This is a genomic window from Nocardia sp. NPDC056541, from assembly GCF_042794235.1.
Lineage (GTDB): Bacteria > Actinomycetota > Actinomycetes > Mycobacteriales > Mycobacteriaceae > Nocardia.
In genome coordinates this window covers 210,514-229,981 of sequence record NZ_JBHTUD010000014.1, presented here as the reverse complement: position 1 = coordinate 229,981, position 19,468 = coordinate 210,514, and the positions used below count along the sequence as shown (strand labels likewise).

Annotated in this window: 26 protein-coding genes; 18 read left to right on the top strand and 8 right to left on the bottom strand. The window is 68.0% G+C overall.

Going from position 1 to position 19,468, the window contains the following annotated elements:
- Nucleotides 1-225: 225 nt before the first annotated feature.
- Genes ACFQ9R_RS24750 through ACFQ9R_RS24735 form a run of 4 tightly spaced genes read left to right on the top strand, consistent with a single transcriptional unit; the run spans nt 226 to nt 3,265 of the window.
- Nucleotides 226-1,461, top strand: coding sequence for a hypothetical protein (locus ACFQ9R_RS24750; protein ID WP_378993561.1), 1,236 nt, complete (start codon nt 226-228; stop codon nt 1,459-1,461).
- Between the two features lie 23 nt (nt 1,462-1,484).
- The gene (locus ACFQ9R_RS24745; protein WP_378993560.1) at nt 1,485-2,102 is read left to right on the top strand and encodes an acid phosphatase; all 618 of its coding nucleotides are present in this window, start codon (nt 1,485-1,487) and stop codon (nt 2,100-2,102) included.
- Nucleotides 2,099-2,584, top strand: coding sequence for a GNAT family N-acetyltransferase (locus tag ACFQ9R_RS24740; RefSeq protein WP_378993559.1), 486 nt, complete (start codon nt 2,099-2,101; stop codon nt 2,582-2,584). Before ACFQ9R_RS24745 ends, ACFQ9R_RS24740 begins: the two co-directional genes overlap by 4 nt.
- A 3-nt stretch (nt 2,585-2,587) precedes the next feature.
- A complete protein-coding gene (locus ACFQ9R_RS24735) occupies nt 2,588-3,265 on the top strand; it encodes an endonuclease V (protein ID WP_378993558.1) in 678 nt (225 codons plus the stop codon).
- A gap of 1 nt (nt 3,266) precedes the next feature.
- Here the strand turns inward: ACFQ9R_RS24735 and ACFQ9R_RS24730 are convergent, their stop codons facing one another.
- Nucleotides 3,267-3,671: a hypothetical protein gene (locus ACFQ9R_RS24730; RefSeq protein WP_378652422.1), complete on the bottom strand. Its 405-nt coding sequence runs from the start codon at nt 3,669-3,671 to the stop codon at nt 3,267-3,269.
- A gap of 139 nt (nt 3,672-3,810) precedes the next feature.
- Between ACFQ9R_RS24730 and ACFQ9R_RS24725 the strand changes: the two genes are divergently transcribed.
- Both ACFQ9R_RS24725 and ACFQ9R_RS24720 read left to right on the top strand, forming a co-directional pair.
- Nucleotides 3,811-4,755 (top strand): diacylglycerol/lipid kinase family protein, encoded by a 945-nt coding sequence (locus ACFQ9R_RS24725; protein WP_378632685.1) that lies wholly within the window; start codon nt 3,811-3,813, stop codon nt 4,753-4,755.
- Between the two features lie 251 nt (nt 4,756-5,006).
- Nucleotides 5,007-5,261 carry a WhiB family transcriptional regulator gene (locus ACFQ9R_RS24720; protein WP_022567051.1) on the top strand — a complete coding sequence of 85 codons (255 nt, stop codon included), beginning with the start codon at nt 5,007-5,009 and terminating at the stop codon, nt 5,259-5,261.
- A 114-nt stretch (nt 5,262-5,375) separates the two neighbouring features.
- Here the strand turns inward: ACFQ9R_RS24720 and ACFQ9R_RS24715 are convergent, their stop codons facing one another.
- Nucleotides 5,376-6,890 carry a sensor histidine kinase gene (locus ACFQ9R_RS24715; RefSeq protein WP_378993557.1) on the bottom strand — a complete coding sequence of 505 codons (1,515 nt, stop codon included), beginning with the start codon at nt 6,888-6,890 and terminating at the stop codon, nt 5,376-5,378.
- A gap of 31 nt (nt 6,891-6,921) precedes the next feature.
- Entirely contained in the window at nt 6,922-7,137 is a 216-nt protein-coding gene (locus ACFQ9R_RS24710) for a biotin/lipoyl-binding carrier protein (RefSeq protein WP_378632681.1), read from the bottom strand.
- 85 nt (nt 7,138-7,222) lie between these two features.
- Between ACFQ9R_RS24710 and ACFQ9R_RS24705 the strand changes: the two genes are divergently transcribed.
- Nucleotides 7,223-7,297, top strand: a complete 75-nt coding sequence (locus ACFQ9R_RS24705; protein ID WP_022597109.1) for a 50S ribosomal protein bL37 — start codon at nt 7,223-7,225, stop codon at nt 7,295-7,297.
- A gap of 78 nt (nt 7,298-7,375) precedes the next feature.
- Here the strand turns inward: ACFQ9R_RS24705 and rsrA are convergent, their stop codons facing one another.
- On the bottom strand, nt 7,376-7,633 hold the full coding sequence (gene rsrA / locus ACFQ9R_RS24700; RefSeq protein WP_378993575.1) for a mycothiol system anti-sigma-R factor: 258 nt from the start codon (nt 7,631-7,633) through the stop codon (nt 7,376-7,378).
- Between the two features lie 20 nt (nt 7,634-7,653).
- Nucleotides 7,654-8,367 (bottom strand): sigma-70 family RNA polymerase sigma factor, encoded by a 714-nt coding sequence (locus tag ACFQ9R_RS24695; RefSeq protein WP_378993574.1) that lies wholly within the window; start codon nt 8,365-8,367, stop codon nt 7,654-7,656.
- A gap of 164 nt (nt 8,368-8,531) precedes the next feature.
- Here ACFQ9R_RS24695 and ybaK point away from each other — a divergent pair, with 164 nt between their 5' ends.
- Nucleotides 8,532-9,008: a Cys-tRNA(Pro) deacylase gene (ybaK, locus tag ACFQ9R_RS24690; RefSeq protein ID WP_378993556.1), complete on the top strand. Its 477-nt coding sequence runs from the start codon at nt 8,532-8,534 to the stop codon at nt 9,006-9,008.
- An 87-nt stretch (nt 9,009-9,095) separates the two neighbouring features.
- Complete coding sequence (locus ACFQ9R_RS24685) at nt 9,096-9,407, top strand: hypothetical protein (protein WP_378993555.1); 312 nt, start codon at nt 9,096-9,098, stop codon at nt 9,405-9,407.
- A gap of 27 nt (nt 9,408-9,434) precedes the next feature.
- Here ACFQ9R_RS24685 and ACFQ9R_RS24680 read toward each other — a convergent pair whose 3' ends face one another.
- On the bottom strand, nt 9,435-10,220 hold the full coding sequence (locus ACFQ9R_RS24680) for an SOS response-associated peptidase (RefSeq protein WP_378993554.1): 786 nt from the start codon (nt 10,218-10,220) through the stop codon (nt 9,435-9,437).
- A gap of 112 nt (nt 10,221-10,332) precedes the next feature.
- Between ACFQ9R_RS24680 and aroA the strand changes: the two genes are divergently transcribed.
- Nucleotides 10,333-11,625: a 3-phosphoshikimate 1-carboxyvinyltransferase gene (aroA, locus tag ACFQ9R_RS24675; RefSeq protein ID WP_378993553.1), complete on the top strand. Its 1,293-nt coding sequence runs from the start codon at nt 10,333-10,335 to the stop codon at nt 11,623-11,625.
- Between the two features lie 119 nt (nt 11,626-11,744).
- Nucleotides 11,745-12,626, top strand: coding sequence for a ribosome small subunit-dependent GTPase A (rsgA, locus tag ACFQ9R_RS24670; RefSeq protein ID WP_378993552.1), 882 nt, complete (start codon nt 11,745-11,747; stop codon nt 12,624-12,626).
- Nucleotides 12,627-12,651: 25 nt separating this feature from the next.
- Here rsgA and ACFQ9R_RS24665 read toward each other — a convergent pair whose 3' ends face one another.
- The gene (locus ACFQ9R_RS24665) at nt 12,652-13,506 is read right to left on the bottom strand and encodes an Ig-like domain-containing protein (RefSeq protein WP_378993551.1); all 855 of its coding nucleotides are present in this window, start codon (nt 13,504-13,506) and stop codon (nt 12,652-12,654) included.
- A 192-nt stretch (nt 13,507-13,698) separates the two neighbouring features.
- On the opposite strand from ACFQ9R_RS24665, the gene ACFQ9R_RS24660 reads away from it, so the two are divergent.
- From ACFQ9R_RS24660 to ACFQ9R_RS24645, 4 genes are all read left to right on the top strand, one after another.
- Nucleotides 13,699-14,016: a hypothetical protein gene (locus ACFQ9R_RS24660; RefSeq protein ID WP_101466068.1), complete on the top strand. Its 318-nt coding sequence runs from the start codon at nt 13,699-13,701 to the stop codon at nt 14,014-14,016.
- Between the two features lie 147 nt (nt 14,017-14,163).
- On the top strand, nt 14,164-14,586 hold the full coding sequence (locus ACFQ9R_RS24655) for a MarR family winged helix-turn-helix transcriptional regulator (protein WP_378993550.1): 423 nt from the start codon (nt 14,164-14,166) through the stop codon (nt 14,584-14,586).
- Nucleotides 14,587-14,659: 73 nt separating this feature from the next.
- On the top strand, nt 14,660-15,106 hold the full coding sequence (locus ACFQ9R_RS24650; RefSeq protein WP_378993549.1) for a hypothetical protein: 447 nt from the start codon (nt 14,660-14,662) through the stop codon (nt 15,104-15,106).
- Between the two features lie 17 nt (nt 15,107-15,123).
- Nucleotides 15,124-15,432, top strand: coding sequence for an antibiotic biosynthesis monooxygenase family protein (locus tag ACFQ9R_RS24645; RefSeq protein WP_378993548.1), 309 nt, complete (start codon nt 15,124-15,126; stop codon nt 15,430-15,432).
- A 94-nt stretch (nt 15,433-15,526) separates the two neighbouring features.
- Here ACFQ9R_RS24645 and ACFQ9R_RS24640 read toward each other — a convergent pair whose 3' ends face one another.
- Nucleotides 15,527-15,859, bottom strand: coding sequence for an ArsR/SmtB family transcription factor (locus ACFQ9R_RS24640; RefSeq protein ID WP_378632642.1), 333 nt, complete (start codon nt 15,857-15,859; stop codon nt 15,527-15,529).
- 93 nt (nt 15,860-15,952) lie between these two features.
- On the opposite strand from ACFQ9R_RS24640, the gene ACFQ9R_RS24635 reads away from it, so the two are divergent.
- The 3 genes from ACFQ9R_RS24635 to ACFQ9R_RS24625 are packed head-to-tail and all read left to right on the top strand — an operon-like array spanning nt 15,953 to nt 19,432.
- Entirely contained in the window at nt 15,953-17,536 is a 1,584-nt protein-coding gene (locus tag ACFQ9R_RS24635; protein WP_378993547.1) for an ABC transporter substrate-binding protein, read from the top strand.
- Complete coding sequence (locus ACFQ9R_RS24630) at nt 17,506-18,528, top strand: ABC transporter permease (protein ID WP_378993546.1); 1,023 nt, start codon at nt 17,506-17,508, stop codon at nt 18,526-18,528. Before ACFQ9R_RS24635 ends, ACFQ9R_RS24630 begins: the two co-directional genes overlap by 31 nt.
- On the top strand, nt 18,521-19,432 hold the full coding sequence (locus ACFQ9R_RS24625) for an ABC transporter permease (RefSeq protein ID WP_378993545.1): 912 nt from the start codon (nt 18,521-18,523) through the stop codon (nt 19,430-19,432). The genes ACFQ9R_RS24630 and ACFQ9R_RS24625 overlap by 8 nt, the downstream gene beginning before the upstream one ends.
- Nucleotides 19,433-19,468 lie beyond the last annotated feature (36 nt).

Genomic DNA, 19,468 nt, shown 5'->3' with positions numbered 1-19,468 from the left:
TGTGTATAAGAGACAGGGCGCCGGGGCGTAGGCGACGAAGGAGCAAGCCCCGGTGCCTGACCGGCGGCCCCTCAGGGCCGCGGACACGCGCGCGCCAGCGCGCCAACAAACACAGCGTCAAACCGACCTGGGACTACCGAAGCCCGAATCCCACCCCAGAACCCGTCTCCGCCGCACACGACGGCGAACTCGGCCCAGTGATGCCGATCGGCTAGTGTCGCCTTCGTGCTCGCACCCGAACGGCGGACGCGCGCCGATATCTTCGTAGCAGTCGCGATCGCCGTCACCCTCGTGGTGGCGGCGTTCGTCGTATGGGCGCGCGCCGATGCCACCGGAACGGATTCGGTGACGGCGGCCTCCCCCGCCCCCACGGTCACCGCGGCCACCCAGCTGCCCACCACCTTGCGCGAGCAGTGGCACGCCGCCGACGAGTCGAGCAGGCGCGCGCTCACGTCGGGCAATGTGGTGGTGACCGGCGATCACGGCACCGTGAGTGGGCGCGATCCGCTCACCGGCAATCAGCTGTGGTGGTATCGCCGGGATATGCCGCTGTGCGGGGTCGAGTCGCAGTTCGGGACCGTGATCGCGACCTATCGCGATCAGCGTGGGTGCAGCCAGTCCGTGATGCTCGAGGCCGATACCGGTGCGCGCCGGGTCGCGCGCAGCAGCTACATGGACGACGAGATCCGTGTCAGCGGTGACGGCACCTACCTGCTGGCGCTCGGCGCGAACCGGCTGGAGATGTGGCGTTCGGATCTGGTACGCACGCTCGAGTACGGCTACGTGGATGCCCCGGTGAATCCGAACACCCAGCCGCGCAACGGATGTGCCCTGCGGTCGGCCGCGTCGAGTTCCTCGCGGCTGGCCGTGCTCGAGCGCTGCCCGGGTGACGCGACCGACCGGCTGACCGTGCTCAATCCGGCGCCGAAGGAATCGACCGCCCCCGAGGAATACGGCTCGCGGGTGCTCACCGCACCGGGTGCCGACGCGCCGCAGATGCGGGTGATCGCGGTGTCGGACAACAAGATCGCGGTCTACTACCCGCCGACGCCCGCGACCGCCACCGGCCTCGGGCTGCCGGCCAGGATCGCCGTGCACGACGGCACCGGCAACGAGATCGCGACCTACCAGCTCGCCGCCCCGTGGGACGAGCGCACCACGGTGACCCGCCTCGGCTCGGCCATCTACGTCTTCACCGGCAACAGCCTGATCGCCTTGAGCTCCAGCTCATTACAGCCGGTCTGGACGGTGCGCGACGCACTCGGCACCCCCGCCCTGATGGCGGGCAGGCTGCTGGTCCCGGTCCCCGACGGGCAGCTCGCGGTGGACAGCGGCAACGGCGCGACCGTCGCCCAGATCCCGCTCGCACGCACCGACTACCGCGGCGACACCATCTCCACCGCCGTCCTGGGCAACACGGTCTTCGAACGCCGCGGCGGACAGCTCTACGCGCTCGGCTGAACCCGCACTGCCATGATGGACCCATGTCCACACCCGATGCCCGCCTGGTCCTGCTGCGCCACGGCGAAACCGAGTGGTCGAGTCAGCGCAAGCACACCAGCTTCACCGACTTGCCGCTGACCGAGCTGGGCGAAACCCAGGCCGTCGCGGCCGGGCTGGTGCTGAAATCCCTCGACCTGCGCGATCCGCTGTGCTTCACCAGTCCGCGGCTGCGGGCGAGACACACCGCCGAACTGGCAGGTCTGTCGCCGATCGAGGTCGACGACGATCTGGTCGAGTGGAACTACGGCGAGTACGAGGGCATCACGACCGCGCAGATCCGCGAAACCGTCCCCGGCTGGACGGTGTGGACCGCGCCCGTGCCCGGCGGGGAGACGGCCGAACAGGTGGGCGCCAGGGCCGATCGGGTACTCGCCCGGGCGGAGCCGGAGCTGGCGCGACGCGACGTGGTCCTGGTCGGTCACGGGCACTTCTCGCGGGTGCTGATCGCGCGCTGGGCGGAGTTCGCGGTGCGTGAGGGACGCCGCTTCGCGATGTCGACCGGTGCGGTGAGTGTGCTCGGCTTCGACCACGACGCCCGCTCCATCTGGGGCCACAACCTGACGACCCGCACCGAGCCGATCGAAGGAGTCCACCGATGAGCGCATTCGTCCGCCGCGCCACCCCCGCCGACGTGCCGGCGATGGTCGGGCTCGTCCACGATCTGGCCGAGTACGAGAAGGCTCCCGCCGAGTGCACGCTCACCCCGGAGCAGTTGCGGTCCGCGCTGTTCGGGCCTGCCCCCGCGCTCTTCGCGCATGTCGCCGAGAACGATGGTGACGTGGTCGGCTGTGCCATCTGGTTCCTGAACTACTCCACCTGGGACGGCGTGCACGGCATCTACCTGGAGGACCTGTACGTGCGACCCGAGACCCGCGGTACGGGGCTCGGCCGCGCCTTGATCGCGGCGCTGGCCGCCGAAGCGGTCGAACACGGCTACAGCCGGGTGTCGTGGTCGGTGCTCACCTGGAACACGCCGTCGATCGAGTTCTACCGATCTCTGGGCGCCGCACCGCAAGACGAGTGGATCGGCTATCGACTCGCCGGTGCCGAACTGTCGGCGCTGGCCGCCACCGCGAGCTGAACCGTGCGCATCGCGTTGCCCCACGATTGGCCGCGAACGCCCGACGAGGCGATCGCCCTCCAGGACGAACTCCGCCCTTCGGTATCCACCGAAAACCCCGCGCCGCCGCAATTTTCGACGGCGGCCGGAATTGATTCGGCGTATGCCGACGACGGCACCGTCGCGACGGCCGCGGTAATTATCGACATCGCCACCATGGAAACGGTGGAATCGGCAGTCGCACACGGCATTTCGGAATTCCCTTATGTACCTGGGCTACTCGCGTTCCGGGAGCTGCCCGCAACGGTTGCCGCATTGGAAAAGCTCACTGTCACACCGGATCTACTCGTGTGTGACGCACAGGGTGTGGCGCATCCCCGGCGTTTCGGATTGGCGTGTCACGTCGGATTGCTCACCGGAATTCCGACCATCGGTGTCGCCAAATCGGTGTGGGGTGAATACCGCGCGCCGGGGCCGCGCCGCGGTGACGCCAGCGACGTGACGATCGACGGCGAGGTCGTCGGTCGCGCGCTGCGCACGCGCGACGAGGTGAAGCCACTGTTCGTCTCGGTCGGCCACCGCATCGACCTCGACACCGCCTGCGACCGGGTACTTGCCCTCACGCGGGGTTTCCGGCAACCCGAGACCACCCGCCGAGCCGACCACCTGTGCCGCCAGGCACTGCGCGCGGCCACGGCCTGACCTACGGACGCTCGTCGTCCTCGGGGATCTCGCCGTAGTCCTGGGCCATGAATCGACTCGTGGCGGGGGCGAACAGCGCGGCCAATCCGGCGACCGCCACGAGCCCGAGCAAGCTTCCCCACAGCGGCTGATGTGAGTCGGTCAGCAACGACCAGGCCACCGGCAACAGCAACACGTTCGCGATGACCGCGATGGCCCGCCCCCAGCGTTTGCCGCGCAGCAGCCCGATGCCCGCGGCGAGCACCCCGCCGAACAGCACCCCGAACCAGATCGCGGTGCCGACCCCGCTGGCCGCGGACTGATCGTGTCCGGTCAGCGCCCGCACGATCAGCACGATCGCGGTCACCACCCCGGCCAGCCCCTCCAGCGAAACCAGCCCACCGGCCACCCGCACTGTCGTCGGGATACCGGTCGACACCTGGTCGCCGCCCTCGCGCTGGTCACCGTCTGTCACGTCCTGCTCTGCCACGTGCCCAGCCTACGACGACGTGTCGTGGCGCCCGGCGCGCGCCGGGTGTTCGCCCGCGCGCACTACCCTCGGCACTGTGCGGACGTTGCTCATTGTCAATCCCAATGCCACCTCGACGACCCCGGCCACCCGGGATCTGCTCGCTCACGCCTTGGAGAGCCGAACGCAGCTGACCGTTGCGCACACCCAGCATCGCGGCCACGCGGCCGAACTGGCCCAGTGGGCATCGACGCAGGAGATGGACCTGATCGTCGTGCACGGTGGCGATGGGACGGTCAACGAGACCATCAACGGCTTCCTGCCGGTGCCCCAGGTCGGCGACGACCAGGTGTGGCGCCCACGTCTCGGGATCATCCCGGGCGGCTCGGCGAACGTCTTCGCCCGCGCGCTCGGCATCTCCCCCGATCCGGTGACAGCAACCAACCAGCTCATCGATCTGCTGGCGCGCGATGCCGACCGCCGGATCGGGCTCGGCCTCGCCGACGACCGATGGTTCACCTTCAGCGCGGGCGTCGGCCTCGACGCCGATGTGTGCGAGTCGATCGACACCGCGCGCGCCAAAGGCCGCAAGGCGACGCCCGCGCGCTATCTGCGCACCACGGTCCGGCAGTTCTTCCGGGCTCGGCGGCAGGATCCGAGCGTCACCCTCGAGGTAACAGGACGGGATCCGGTCGAGGAGGTCTATTACGCCTTCGTCACGAATTCGAGTCCGTGGACCTATCTCGAGGACCGCCCGATTCGCACGAATCCCACCACCACCTTCGAATCGGGCCTCGGCGTGTTCGCGGTGCGGTCGATGAGTGTGACCCGCACACTGCTGCTTGCGCGGCAGTTGCTGGCCGAGAATGGAAACCCCAAGTCGCCCATACTTTTCCGCGCCGACGACGTGCCGTCCGTGCGAATCGAGACGGGCCAGGAGATCGGCCTGCAAATCGATGGCGACTTCATCGGAAAACGCAAGATGGTGCATTTCACATCCGTCCCCAGCGTGCTCGACGTGGTGGCACCCAAGCCGTCCTGACCACCGGACGGCAAGAAAAATCTCCTGGTTGCGCTGCGAAAACCCGGAGACGCGAGTACAAAGGACCGGGCAGGTTCCCCTTGTGGGGGCCTAGAGCGTGATCTCCCCCACGGTGCGCCGGAGACCTATTGACATCTACGGTGATCGTGAAAGCATTCACAAGCAACCGTGCGGAAACATTCGAGTCGCACAAGTGAACGATCCACTAACTACAGGCGCCCTTTGTGGCGCCCTCGCAAAGGAGCAGAGGAATGGACTGGCGCCACAAGGCCATCTGTCGCGATGAGGACCCCGAACTGTTCTTCCCGGTGGGTAACAGTGGTCCTGCGCTCGCGCAGATTGCCGATGCCAAGCTGGTCTGCGCCCGCTGCCCCGTCACGGCCGATTGCCTGTCATGGGCCCTCAAGTCCGGACAGGATGCCGGCGTGTGGGGTGGAATGAGCGAAGACGAGCGTCGCGCGCTCAAGCGGCGCAACGCGCGCACCCGTACGCGTACCTCCGTCTGAATCGACGGACCTGGCGTTGCCGGGCCATCAGCCCCGGTCCGGTAACGCATGTGTGAGAACCCGGCACCTTCACGGTGCCGGGTTTATTGTTGCCCACCTGAGGTTTCCGTAGCCTCAGCGCCCGGAACGGCGGCCGAGCGGAACCCGCAACACCGCGTCGGTGCCCACATCGGCACCCGGATGCAAGCCGATCGAGCCACCCAGTTCCGAGGTCACCAGGGTGCGCACGATCTGCAAACCCAACCGGTCGGAACCTTCCAGACTGAACCCTGACGGCAGGCCACGGCCGTCGTCGGAGATGATCACGTCGAGCCAGCGAGCCGACCGTTCCGAGCGAATCGTCACGGTACCGTTCTCCCCCGCGTCGAAGGCGTGCTCGATCGCGTTCTGCACCAGTTCCGTCAAGACCATCACCAGCGGCGTCGCCCGTTCGGCGGAGAACACCCCGAGCGAACCCGCGCGGCGCACCTTGATCCGCGCGGTGTGCACCGTCGCCACATCGGCCATGATCGGCAGCAGCCGGTCGATGACCTCGTCGAGGTCGACTTCCTCGTCCACCGACATCGACAGCATCTCGTGCACCGAGGCGATGGAGGTGACCCGTCGCACCGATTCCGTCAGCGCCACTTGGGCTTCCGGGTTCTCGGTGCGGCGCGCCTGCAATCGCAGCAGCGCCGCCACGGTCTGCAGATTGTTCTTCACCCGGTGGTGGATCTCACGGATCGTGGCGTCCTTGCTCAACAGCGCGCGATCGCGCCGCTTCACCTCGGTGACATCGCGCACCAGCACCGCGGGCCCGGCCAGTTTCCCGCCCGGACGCAGCACCAGGGTGCGCAACAGCACCGTCGCCCCGCGCGCCTCGACCTCCATCCGGCGCCCGGTTCGCCCGGCGAGCGCGGCCTGGATATCGGCCACCACTTCCTGGGCGTCGAACGGATCGGTGATCAGCGAGCGGGTGGTCACCGCGAGATCCTGGCCGACGAGATCGGCCTGCATCCCCATCCGGTGATAGGCCGAGAGCGCGTTCGGGCTCGCGTAGACGACGATGCCGTCGGTATCGAGCCGGATGAATCCGTCGCCCGCGCGCGGGCTGGAATGCGTGGCCGCCCGATCCTCGGGCGTCGGGAAACTGCCGTCGGCGATCATCTGGCACAGATCGTCGGCGCACGACACATACGCCGTTTCGAGGGTACTGCGGACCCGCGAGCGCGCCAGGTCGGAATCGCGGCTGAGCACGGCGATCACATCGTCGCCGCAGCGCACCGGAATCGCTTCGCGCACCGCGTGCACCGGGCTCGGGTGATAGACCCCGCTCACCTCGACCTCGGTGTCGGTGCGCACCGTGTGTCCGCTGAGCAGGGCATCGAAGACCTGCGGGAAGTCGGTGCGCGAGGCGGTGGTGTCGACCTTGTCGTCGAGATGCACGGTCGGCGCGGTCGTGGGCCGGATCTGGGCCACACACACCACATCGGAACCGTCGACGACCGGGCCCGCGCCCACCCACAGCAGCAGATCGGAGAACGAGAGGTCGGCGAGCAACTGCCAATCGCCCACCACCCGTTGCAGATGGTCCACGGCGATGCCGGGAAGGTCGGTGTGTTCGGCCAGGAGCTCGCTCAGTGTTGCCACGCTGGATCTACCGCTTCGTTGCTCGGGTGAGTTACGCGATGGTGGCGATGAGGTCGCCCGCCTGGAGAACCTGGCCCGGGCTGACGTCGACCGACGTGATGTCGCCCTCGACCTCGGTGAGCACCGGGATCTCCATCTTCATCGATTCCAGCAGCACCAGTGTCTGGTCGACCCGGACGTGTTCGCCCACGGTGACCTCGACAGCGAGCACGGTCGAGACCATCTCCGCGCGCACTTCTTCAGGCATGGCACCCCTTCGTTAGTATCCGCCGAAGCTACAGCCAACCACACGTGAAACAATGGCTCTCGACCAGACAGAGAAGGGAGCTCCCATGGGTAAGCGTGGACGTAAGAAGCGCAGCCGCAAGGGCAACGCCGCAAACCACGGCAAGCGTCCTAACGCTTGAGTCGTGCCGCTGCGCACAGACGACAACAGCACGCTCTCAGAAGCTACTGAGAGCGTGCTGTTTCCGTATCCGGGCTGATCAGCCTTCGGTGGTCTCGATCCTGGTCACCGAGATCGTCCGGTGGATCTCCAGCTTCAGCCGGTCGCGCAGGCCTTCGGGAGCGTGCTCGCCACCGCATTTGCGGCTGAGCAGACCCTTGATCTTCTCCTCGATGCCATAGGCCTCGATGCACGGGCTGCAGTGGTCCATGTGCTCCTGCAAGCGCTGCCGAGTGGCCTGATCGCACTCGTTGTCGAGCATGAGCCACACATCCGCGAGGACCGCGGTGCAGTCCATGTCGAGATCGGGATCGTCACTCACTTGACTACCTCCTGGCGTTCCCCACGGTCGAATCCACGTTCGCGCGCCACATCGGCGAGCAGGCCCTTGAGCTGCTTGCGTCCACGGTGCAGCCGAGACATCACGGTACCGATGGGGGTGCCCATGATGTCGGCGATTTCCTTGTACGGGAAGCCTTCGACATCGGCGTAGTACACCGCCATCCGGAATTCCTCCGGCAGCTGCTGTAGCGCGGACTTGATCTGGTCGTCGGGCAGGGCGTCCAGCGCCTCCACCTCGGCCGAGCGCAGACCCACCGAGGAGTGCTCGGCGGTGGCCGCCAGCTGCCAGTCGGTGATCTCGTCGGTCGGGTACTGCGCGGGCTGGCGCTGCTTCTTGCGGTAGGAGTTGATGTAGGTGTTGGTCAGGATCCGGTACAGCCAGGCACGCAGATTGGTGCCTTCCCGGAACGACTTGAACCCCTGGAACGCCTTCACGAACGTCTCCTGCACCAGGTCCTCGGCATCGGCCGGGTTCCTGGTCATCCGCAGGGCGGCGCCGTAGAGCTGGTCGATCATCGGGAGCGCATCGCGCTCGAACCGGGCCGCCAGCTCGGCTTCGTCGACTTCCGTGCCGGACGCACCGTCGGACACCACGTCGTCGTCGCTCGTCACACCAATCCCTTCGATCGCCGTAGTAGCCGAATCTACCGGCACGACGGAATCGACTGGCAATCGCGCACCCCGTGGCAGGACAGGACGCTCCTCGAGCAGCAGTGTCACTATCTCTCCTTCACGTCGTCTCTGGCCGCGTTGGCTTGTCACTTGTGTGCAACATGCACCCCCGCATTCGTGTTCCCACACCGGCGGAAATCTGGTTGCCGGACCGGGCGTGGCCGCGATTAAGGTGACCGCTTATGTCGACTCCCGCGATCAAGGCCCTCAGCGGTATCGCGCACACGGTGCATTCCTATTCCCACGATCCACGCGCCGACTCCTATGGCGACGAGGCCGTCGACGCACTCGGCGAGGAACTGGGAGTGCGAGCCGCGCAGATCTTCAAGACGCTGGTGATCGAACTCTCATCCGGCACGCTCGCGGTGGCCGTTCTGCCGGTGCCCGCGCGGCTGTCGTTGAAGGCGGCGGCCGCCGCGCTCGGCGCGCCGAAGGCGAGCATGGCCGACAAGACCAAGGCCGAGCGCACCACCGGCTATGTGCTGGGCGGGGTTTCGCCGCTGGGTCAGCGCAAGAAGTTGCCCACTGTTGTCGACGCCTCCGCGCTCGACTGGGATCGGGTGCTGTGCAGCGCGGGCAAACGCGGGCTCGAAATCGAGTTGGCGCCCGCGGATCTGGTGCGTGCCTGCGCGGCCGTCACCGCCCCGATCACCAGCTGAGGCAATCCGGTCGGCGCCTCGTTCCGAATCACTTCGACGCATTCTGCGCCCGGTACGACCGATTCGACCCGAGGATGTGATGCGAAAATGTCCGCTCGTTCGACGATCGCCGCCCTGTCCGGTGCCCTGGTAATCACTTTCGGCGCTGCCGCGATAGCTCCGGCCACCGCGGTTCCGCAGGTGGTTCCGCCGTCGCAGGCCGAGCCCGGCGACTATCCGCTCAACGGCCAGGGCACCACGCCGAAGAGTTCGCCGAAGACCGCACCCGAGACCGACGAGAAGGCCGAGAAGGCCGAAAAGCTCGGCGGTGGGGTCGCCACCGAGGTGATCGATCTGATCACGGGAGTCATCAAGTGCGGGTTGAACATCGCCACCGACTCGGTGCCCTGCTCGCTCTGAGGAACTGCTACCCGAGGCCGGGCACGATCACAACACTGTGGTCTGCCCGGCCTTGTCGTCTCGTGACCCGTCGGGCACCAGGAGTTCGGGCCCGTTGTTGCGCACATTGTTGACCAGGGTGGAGACCGGGCGCGCCACGATCGTCGCCAGCTCCGCCTGCGAGGGCGGTCGCAGCAGATCGGCGGGCGCCGGGTGATCCGGGTCGAGCCAGGCGTCCCAGTGTTCGCGCGGCATCGGCAACGGCATCCGGTCGTGGATGCCTGCCAGCTCGCCGCTCGCGTCGGTGGTCAGGATCGTGCACGACATGAGCGGCTCGGCATCGGGCAGGCTGCGGTCCCGCCAGACCGACCAGAGCCCGGCCATATAGAGCAGGGAACCGTCACTGTGCGACATATAGAAGGGCCGCTTCACCGCCTTGCCCTTGCCGGTCGGTGACGGCTCGACCAGCCACTCGTACCAGCCGTCCATCGGCACCAGACAGCGCTTGTGTTTGGCCGAATCGCGGAACGAGGGCGCGGTGGTCGCCTTGTCGGCGCGCGCGTTGAACAGCGGTTTCCCCTTGGCGGGCACGCCGGGTTCGGCCGCCTTGGTCCAGTGCGGGATCAGGCCCCAGCGCATCCGCCGGATCCGCAGCCGCGGATCGTCGTCGGGTTCGCCGTGCGCGTGCCGCTCCACGACCGTGAGCACCTGTGTGGTCGGCGCGACGTTGTAGCTGACGGCGGCGTCCGGCTCGTCGAGCCCCGTCTCGTCGACAGCGTCCAGTTCGGCCGCCAACCGGCCCGGATTCGTGGTCGTCGCATATCGTCCACACATAAAGGTCAAGATACGCGCGGGCACCGACATCAGGCGCCGCCGACGACGCCACCCCACGCCGAAAAAGCGCACCACCGGTGCGTCCGAACCGCACATAAGCGAAGATGGGGACGTGAGTTTCTGGCCTGCGCCCCATATCGAGGTCCCCGTCCACGCGACCGTGACCCTGCCCGGATCGAAGTCCATCACCAACCGCGCGCTCATCCTGGCCGCACTGGCCGATGGGCCGTCCACGCTCACCGGCGCCCTGCGCAGCCGCGACACCGATCTGATGATCGGGGCCCTGCGCGCCCTCGGCACCGAGATCACCGGCGACGCCGAGATCCTCGAGATCACCCCGGCGCCCCTGCGCAGTGCCGCTGTCGACTGCGGGCTGGCGGGCACCATCATGCGATTCCTGCCGCCCGCCGCCGCACTCGCCACGGGCGATGTCGCGTTCTTCGGCGACGAGCAGGCGAAGTTGCGTCCGCTGTCCACCATTCTCGACGCCCTGCGCAAGCTCGGTCTCGATGTCGACGGTGACGCGCTGCCCTTCGTCGTACACGGCACCGGCGCGCTGCGCGGCGGCACCGTCACCATCGACGCGTCGGGTTCCTCGCAGTTCGTGTCGGGGCTGCTGCTCTCGGCCGCCCGCTTCGACGAGGGCATCACCGTCCACCACGACGGCAAGGCACTGCCGTCGATGCCGCACATCGAGATGACGGTCGAGATGCTGCGCCGCGCCGATGTGGCCGTGCAGACCCCGGCCGATTCCGGCAACGCCCAGACCTGGACCGTGGCGCCCGGCCCGATCCGCGCGGTCGACTGGGACATCGAGCCCGACCTGTCCAACGCCACCCCGTTCCTGGCGGCGGCCGCGGTGACCGGCGGCGAGGTGAGCATCCCGATGTGGCCGCGCGGCACCACCCAGCCCGGTGACGTGATCCGCGAGATCCTCGTCCGGATGGGCGCCGAGGCCCGCATCTTCGACGGCATCCTCACCGTGCACGGTCCGGAACGCCTGGCGGGCATCGACATCGACCTGCACGACGTCGGCGAACTCACCCCCACCGTCGCCGCGCTGGCCGCACTGGCCGATTCTCCCTCGCGACTGCGTGGCATCGCCCACCTGCGCGGACACGAAACAGACCGTCTCGCAGCACTTTCCGCCGAGATCAATCGGCTCGGCGGCGATGTCACCGAGACCGAGGACGGCCTCGAGATCGTGCCCACCCCGCTGCACGGCGGACAGTGGCACTCCTACGCCGATCACCGGATGGCCACCGCCGGCGCGATTCTGGGCCTGCGCGTGCCGGGGGTGGAGATCGAGGACATCGGCACCACCGCCAAGACCCTGCCGACCTTCGTCGCTCTGTGGGAGCAGATGCTGGCTCCCGCGTTATCCAGTGACGGAGTGGCGCGCTGAGCCGCCAGGGGCGATCCTCAGCCAGCTACGACGAATCCGACGTCCGGGTACGCCCGGGTAAGGCGTCGTCGCGTCCCCGCACCAAGACCCGTCCCCAGCACGCCGACGCCGAGCCCGCCATGGTGGTGGCCGTCGACCGCGGCCGCTGGGGTTGCGTGCTCGACGGGGACGCCGACCGGCGCATCGTCGCCATGCGCGCCCGTGAACTGGGCCGCACCCCGATCGTCGTGGGCGATCAGGTCGACGTGGTCGGCGACCTCACCGGCAGGCCCGACAGCCTGGCCAGGATCGTGCGGGTGAGCGAGCGCAGCACCGTGCTGCGCCGCACCGCCGACGACACCGATCCGTTCGAACGCATCGTCGTCGCCAATGCCCAGCAGTTGTTCATCGTGGTGGCGCTGGCCGATCCGCCGCCGCGCACCGGTTTCGTCGAGCGGGCGATGGTGGCCGCGTATGCCGGTGGGCTGGAACCGATTCTGGTGCTCACCAAACGCGACCTGGTCTCGGAATCCGAATTCGCTTCCGCCTTCGACGGTCTCGATCTGAAGATCCTCTACGCGGGCATCGACGACCCGATGGAGCCGGTGCTGGAGATCTTGAACGACCGGCTCACCGCACTGATCGGGCACTCCGGTGTCGGCAAGTCGACGATGGTGAATCGTCTGGTGCCCGATGCCTATCGGGCGGTGGGCGAGGTGTCCGGCGTCGGCAAGGGCAAGCACACCTCCACCCAGTCGGTGGCGCTACCGCTACCCGAAGGCGGCTGGGTGATCGACACCCCAGGCGTGCGTTCGTTCGGCCTCGCCCACATCACGCCCGACGATGTGATCGCCTCGTTCACCGACCTCGCCGGTGCCATCGAGGACTGTCCGCGCGGCTGTACCCATCTCGGGCCGCCTGCCGATCCGGAATGCGCGCTCGATCAGCTGCCCGGCACGGAACGGCGGGTCGCCGCGATTCGCACGCTGCTGACCGCCCTGATCGCCAACGATGCTTGGTAGCAACCGATTCCGTGCCGGGTGACACTCAGAAGCTGAACGACCCCGTGTCGACCCCGCCGCCACCGCCGCCACCGTCGGTCGGCACCTCGGCCACGGTCACCGTCGCGGTGCTCGACGAACCCGCCACTCCGCTGCGCCCGGAGAAGGCCGCGCCGATGCTGTAGGCACCCGGGGCGCCCGGCGTCCAGACGATGCTCGCCTTGCCGTTCGCGCCGACCGGGATGTCGCCGAGCACGTTGTCGCCCGCCTTGAACTGGATCGTGCCGCCCGCCGCGGCCGGGGTCACGCTCGCTTCCAGCGTGACGGCCTTGCCGACCTGCGCACCCGACACCGCGGTGATGGCGGTGCTGGACACGGCGTCGCCCGACACTGTGATGGCCGGTCCCTTGGCCTGGTAGATGCCGTCGCCGAGAGACCCGCCGTAGTGCATCGAGGTCGGCAGCGGGGTGTCGCGGGCGCAGTTCACGCCGACCTTGTACTGGATCTCGAAGGTCTGCGACTTCGGCGAGATATTCGGGTACACCGGGTATTTGGTGATGCCGAACTCGGCGCGGATCCAGTCCGACGACGACGTATCGATCGAGACCGCGTCACCCGACATCTTCGCCGAGCCCGCGACCGGCGTCAGGCACGCCGGGTGCAGGTCCTTGATCGAGTAGATGTATTCCACCGGGATGCCGGTGCGTTCGAACTTCGTGGTCACGGTGACCGTGTCGCCGACCACCGGGTTGGTGTTCGATACCGTTCGGGTGAAATGGCTGTTGCCGTCATCCCAGGTGATCGATCCCGGAGCGGCTACGGCCGAGCCGGGAAACGCCGTCATCGCCAGCCCCGCCGCGGCGGCGAAAACGGCCGCGCGCTGCACTCTTCTGTCCACCATCATCTGTCTCCAACTACGTGCCGGACGCCCTCGACGTCGTCGAGGCGCTGATACGCCCGAGTGGCGAGCAGTAGATCACGCCATGGTCCCCGGCGGATCCAAATCCGAAATAGATCTCGTTCAGATTTCGAATTCGACTCGCGTTCGCTCGCGTTCACAACCACGACACTGTCCGCCGGTACCGTCATCCCCATGAAGCCACCGGCGATCGGTTACCTGCGCCGCGACATCTCGGGTGTCGCCCAGTCCTGGGACGAAACGCAGATCCGTTCCCTAGCCGAACGCCTGGGCTACCGCTTCACCAAGACCGTCGTCTTCAGTGACCGCACCGCCGACCCGATCGGCCGCCTGCTCGACGTGGTCACCACCACCGAAGCCGCCGCGATCGTCACCCCCAGCCTCACCCACCTCGGCTCCGACCTCCCCCACCGCATCGTCGCCGCCTGCGACATCATCACCGTCACCCCCGAGATCACCCACACGAGAACCCTCCCCGCCCTCCCTGCCTGAGCCGGCGAGGCGCCCAGCGAACTCGCTGGGCCCCGAGGCTATTTCGCGGACGCGGAGTGAATACGGCTCCCGGAACACGACTATCGGGGTGTCGTGCGGGAAAATGAGGGGGTGACCACCGAGAACGAGCGTCCTGGACCGCCAGCTATGAGCCCGAGCATTTTGGTGATCACGATGTCGCGGCGAGTGGAGGCGGCGTTGGGGGTCGAGTTGGGGGCGCTGGATTTGACGGTGGCTCGGCTGGGGTTGCTCGGGCATATCAATGGGGTGCCCGGGGCCTCGTTCAGCGAGTTGGCGCGGATGTCGGGGACGAGCGTGCAGAGTGTGCACGCCGCGGTAAAGGGGCTGGTGGGGGCGGGATTGGTGCAGGATCGGACAGCGCGGGCGGGGTCGGCGTCGGCGATCGAGCTGACGGAAGCCGGCGCGGGGCTGCTCGCGCAGGCGCGTCAAGCGGTGGCGCGGGTGGACACCCAGCTGTTCGGGGCGGAATCGGATCCGATTCTGCGGCGGGTCGGAGCGGCGATCGTCGACGCGTTCGCCGGGACGATTCCCCCTCGACCCGAGGCGTGACGAATCCGACCTTCAATGTGGCTGAAACTCGAGCTAGGCTTCAAGCACATTGAAGGTCGGAGGGAGTCGGTAGTTGGAACACGTCTTGTTGTCCGTGCATGTACTCGCGGGCATCGTCTTCGTCGGCGGCTCAGCGGTCGCCACCAGTCTTTTTCCCCGGTACGCGCCGGTCGCGGGCGCGCCCGATCCGGAATCGGTGCGCAGCAGGCCGGTCGCGGCCGCCATGCACCGGATCACCGGGAACTACGCGAAACTCGCCATCATCGTGCCGGTGATCGGCATCGTGCTGGCCACGATCCAGGGCCGGATGAACGAAATCTGGATCACCACCGCGATGGTGACGACCGCGGTGGCAGGCGGGCTGCTCGCCGTGCAGATCGTTCCGATGCAGCGCGAAGCCCTCGACCAGCCCGACGACGGCAAGCGCCTGCGGGTGCTGTCGATGCTCGCGGGTATCTACAACCTGCTGTGGACGGCCGTGGTCGTTCTCATGATCGTCCGTCCCGGATCCGCCGCGTGACCGAACAGGAGCTCCCCATGACCGACCAGGGTGTCACTTTCATCAATGTGATCGAGGTTTCCGCCGACGACATCGAGGGATTCGTCGCGCAGTGGCGCGAACGAGCCGCGCACATGCGCACCGCCCCCGGTTTCCGCGATGTCCGCCTGCACCGTGCCTTGCTGCCCGATTCGCGATTCCAGCTGGTGAACATCGCGCACTGGGACAGTGCCGAGGCCTGCGAGGCCGCCGGACTCAACCCGACGGTCGTCGCCTCGGTCGACCAGGCGCGTCAGGTCGCGCGCGCCAACCCTGCCCTGTACGAGGTGGTCGCCGAGTTCTCCTGAGCGACAAGCATTCACCATGCGCCGGAACCCCGCGACGGCCCTGCCGAGGCGGGTTCCGGCGCGGCCGAATCCTGCGAGCAGTGGATTCTCGACGTCAGTGCTTCGCGCCGATGGTGTGGAGAATTTCGTGGATGATCGGGTCGGTGAGCCGGTTGGTGACCGATCGGCCTTCGCGACTCGAGGTGACGCACCCCTCGTGCCGCAGCACGCGTAGCGCCTGGGAGATCGCGTTCTCGTTGCGGCCGACCGCGGCGGCCAGTTCGCCGACGCTGATGCCGGGCGAGCGGTGCAGACACAGCAGGATTTCCAGGCGGCCGGGGTCTGACAGCAGGTCGAAGCGCTGCGCCCATTCCCTGATCTCGACGTCGCCGATCGCGCGACGGCCGAGTTCGACCGGCGACCCGTGCAGTGTGCGTGGCTCTCCCATGGCGGTGCCCAGCTTAATCGCCGAGTGGACAGGACGGCGCCGCCCGCGACTATTATCTGTTCATCTGTTCAGATAAACATGTAGGGATGATGGATGCGCACTCGGCCGCTGTTCGCTGTAGGAGCCGCGCTGGCGGTCGTGCTGACATCGTGCGGAGCGCCCGACAGCGGGTCCATCGACTCGCTCGTGCTCGCCGACGCGTATGAGCTGGGTGGGTACAACCCCGTCGCCGGGTACGGCGCGGCCGGCGAGGCCAAGGTCTACGACGGATTGCTTCGCCTCACCGGCGGCACCGGCCTGCCCGGTTTCGAGCCCGCCCTGGCAACGGCATTGCCGACGCCCGACGCCGACGCGACTGTCTGGACGGCGCCGCTGCGCCCCGGCGTGCGGTTCAGTGACGGATCGGCGTTCGACGCCGCCGACGTGGTGGCGACCTACCGGGCGATTCTGGATCCGGCGTCGGCCTCGGAGGTACGGTCGTCGTTTTCGATGATCGACCGGGTCGACGCCGTCGATCCGCTGTCGGTGCGGTTCACCCTGCGTCATCCCTATGCCGCGTTCCCGACCAAGCTGCTGATCGGGATCGTGCCGTCGGAGTCCGTCTCGACACCGGGACCCGCGACCGAATCACCGCTCAATACCGCCCCTATCGGCACCGGCCCCTATCGGCTCACAACACTGGAGCCGACGAGAGCGGTATTCGAAGCGAACGAAAGCTATTGGGGTGGTGCGCCTTCGGTCAAGCGGCTGACTGTGCTCTACGTGCCCGACGACAACACCCGCGCGCAGCGGATGGCCGGCGGTGAACTCGACGGAACGTCACTGCCGCCCCTGCTGGCCGCCACCTTCGAACAACGGATGTCGGTGCAGGCCAACACTTCCGCGGATTGGCGCGGTGTGTCGATGCCCGAGCGCGATCCGGTCGCCGGCGACCCGGCCGTCCGGCTGGCACTGAACTACGCGGTGGACCGGCAAGCGATGATCGACAACATCCTCGGCGGCTACGGTCGCCCGGCCTACACGCCTTTCGCCGAGGTCTACGGCGAATCCCACAACCCGGCGGTCGCTTTCGCCTTCGATCGCGCGCGTGCCGAGCAGATCCTCGACGGTGCGCGATGGCGGGCCGGCGCCGACGGCGTGCGCGCGAAAGACGGCGTGCGCGCGCGATTCACCGTGATGTACAACTCCACCGACACGTTGCGCCGTGACCTCGCACTGGCTTTCGCCTCCGATGCGCGGCGGGTGGGTATCGAGGTCGATCTCGAGGCGCTGTCCTGGGATCGGATCGAGCCGCGCATCGCACAGGCCGGGATCCTGCTCGGCGGCGGGAGCGAGCCCTACGATCCCGACACCCAGGCCTACAACACCCTGCACTCGCCGCTGCTCGACCCGAGTGCGGGTAGCCCGTACGACAATGCGAGCAGGCACGCGGATCCCGCGATCGACGCGCGACTCGACACCGCGAGGCGCAGTGTCGATCCCGCGGTGCGCGCCGCCGCGTACCGGGAGGTACAGAGCCGGTATGCCCAGGATCCGAGCCACGTCTTCCTGGTCCATCTCGATCACACCTATGTGGTGAAGGATTCTTCCTGGACGATGTCGGGACCGATTCTCGAGCCGCACGCGCACGGCGTCACCTGGGGACCATGGTGGTCGCTGCAGACCTGGACCCGCTGATGGGGCGCAGTCGCGTTCGCGGACGCGGCCTCCGAGCCATGGTCGGGTGGCGACTGGCGGCGTTGATTCCGGTGCTCGCCGCGGTGTCGGCCGCGCTCTTCGCCGCGGCGGCGGTGTCGCCGTTCGACCCGCTGGTCGGCTATCTCGGCGCCCGCTACGAGACGACGAGTGCGTCGGATCGGGCGATGCTCACCGATCAGCTCGGGCTGGACGCGTCGTGGTACCAGCTGTACGGACGCTGGATCGGCGACCTGTTCAGCGGCGACCTCGGCGTTTCCCGCGGGTTCGCCCAGCCGGTGAGTACCCTGCTCGCCCAACGGATTCCGTGGACAGTGCTGCTGGTCGTGATCGCGATGAGCGTGGCGATCGCCGTCGCGCTCGGCGCGGGCGTCTGGGCGGGCATGCATCGCGGTGGGGTGATCGATCGGCTGGTCACCACGTCGTGTGTGGTGATGCAGGGGCTACCGCCGTTCGTGGTGTCGCTGGCCTCGATCGGCGTGTTCGCGGTCGGACTCGGCTGGTTGCCGCCTGCCGGGCTCACCGACGCCGGGGCCGAGGCCGGGGTCGGTCAGGTGGCGCGACATCTCGTGCTGCCCGCTGCCGCGTTGGCCGTCTCACAGGTGCCGTGGCTCCTGCTGGCCGTGCGGGAATCGGTGTCGGGCAATCGCGGTGAGGATTTCGTGGTCGGTGCCGCCACGCGCGGCATCGACCCCGCGACGATCACCCGCAAGCACATCCTGCCTGCCTCGCTGGCCCCGTTCGTGACGATCCTCGGCGCGCGACTGCCGGAGGTCGTGGTCGGGGCGGTGCTGGTGGAGGAGATCTTCTCGTGGCCGGGGATCGCCGGTGCGTTCGTGCAATCCGCGAAGGATCTGGACATGGCGCTGCTTGCCGTGCTGACTGTCGGCACGACCTGCGCGGTGATGCTCGGCTCGCTGCTCGCCGATGTCGCGGTGGTGCTGCTCGATCCGAGGGTGCGCGCCGATGGGTGAGCGGTATCGCCTGCGCGTTCGTGCACGCGACGTCCCGCGCGAAGCTGCCGAGGGGCGGCGCGGTGCCTGCTGGGCGTCAGCGGGCGGTGAGCGGCGGCTTTGTGTCGCGCTGGCGGTGCTGGCCGCGGTGGTGCTGTACGCGGTGACGGTGCCGTGGATCGGTGGGGTCGACGATCGGCTGACCGACTTCGCGAGCGCACGGCAGGCACCGTCCGGACAGTGGTGGTTCGGGACCGACTCGGCCGGGCGGTCGCTGTTCGTGCGAATCGCGGCGGCATTGCGGACCTCGCTGGTGGTCGCGGCGTGTGCGGCTGCGGTGTCGACGGTGATCGGGGTGCTGGTCGGTGCTGTCTCCGCGCTGGCCGGTGGGTGGGTGGATCGGGTGATCATGCGCTTCGCCGATACCGCGAACGCGCTGCCGCATCTGCTGCTCGGAATCGTGATCGTGGCGCTGTTCCGGGGAAACGCGCTGGCGGTGGTGTTGTCGATCGGACTCACGCACTGGGTGCAGGTGGCGCGGATCGTGCGGGCGGAGAGCTTGAGTCTGCGCGAGCGCGAGTACGTGTCCGCGGCGGTGCTCGCAGGTGCGAGTCGCGCTCACCTGCTGGTCAGACATCTGCTGCCCGCCGTCGCCCCGCAGGCGTTGATCGCGGTGGTTCTGCTTCTCCCGCACGCGATTTGGCACGAGTCGACCTTGTCGTTCCTCGGGTTCGGACTGCCGCCGCACGAGCCGAGCCTGGGCACACTGCTGGAGGAAGCGCGCACGTCGCTGCTGCTGGGCGGGTGGTGGACGCTGGTCTTCCCCGCTGGATTCCTGGTGCTGACGACGGTGGCGGTCGCCGTCTCGGGATCGTCACTCCGCGGGTTGCTGGCCCCACCGAAACCTGCACGGATGCCGCGATGAACCGAGCACAGCAGGACCCGCCGATGCCGGGATGCC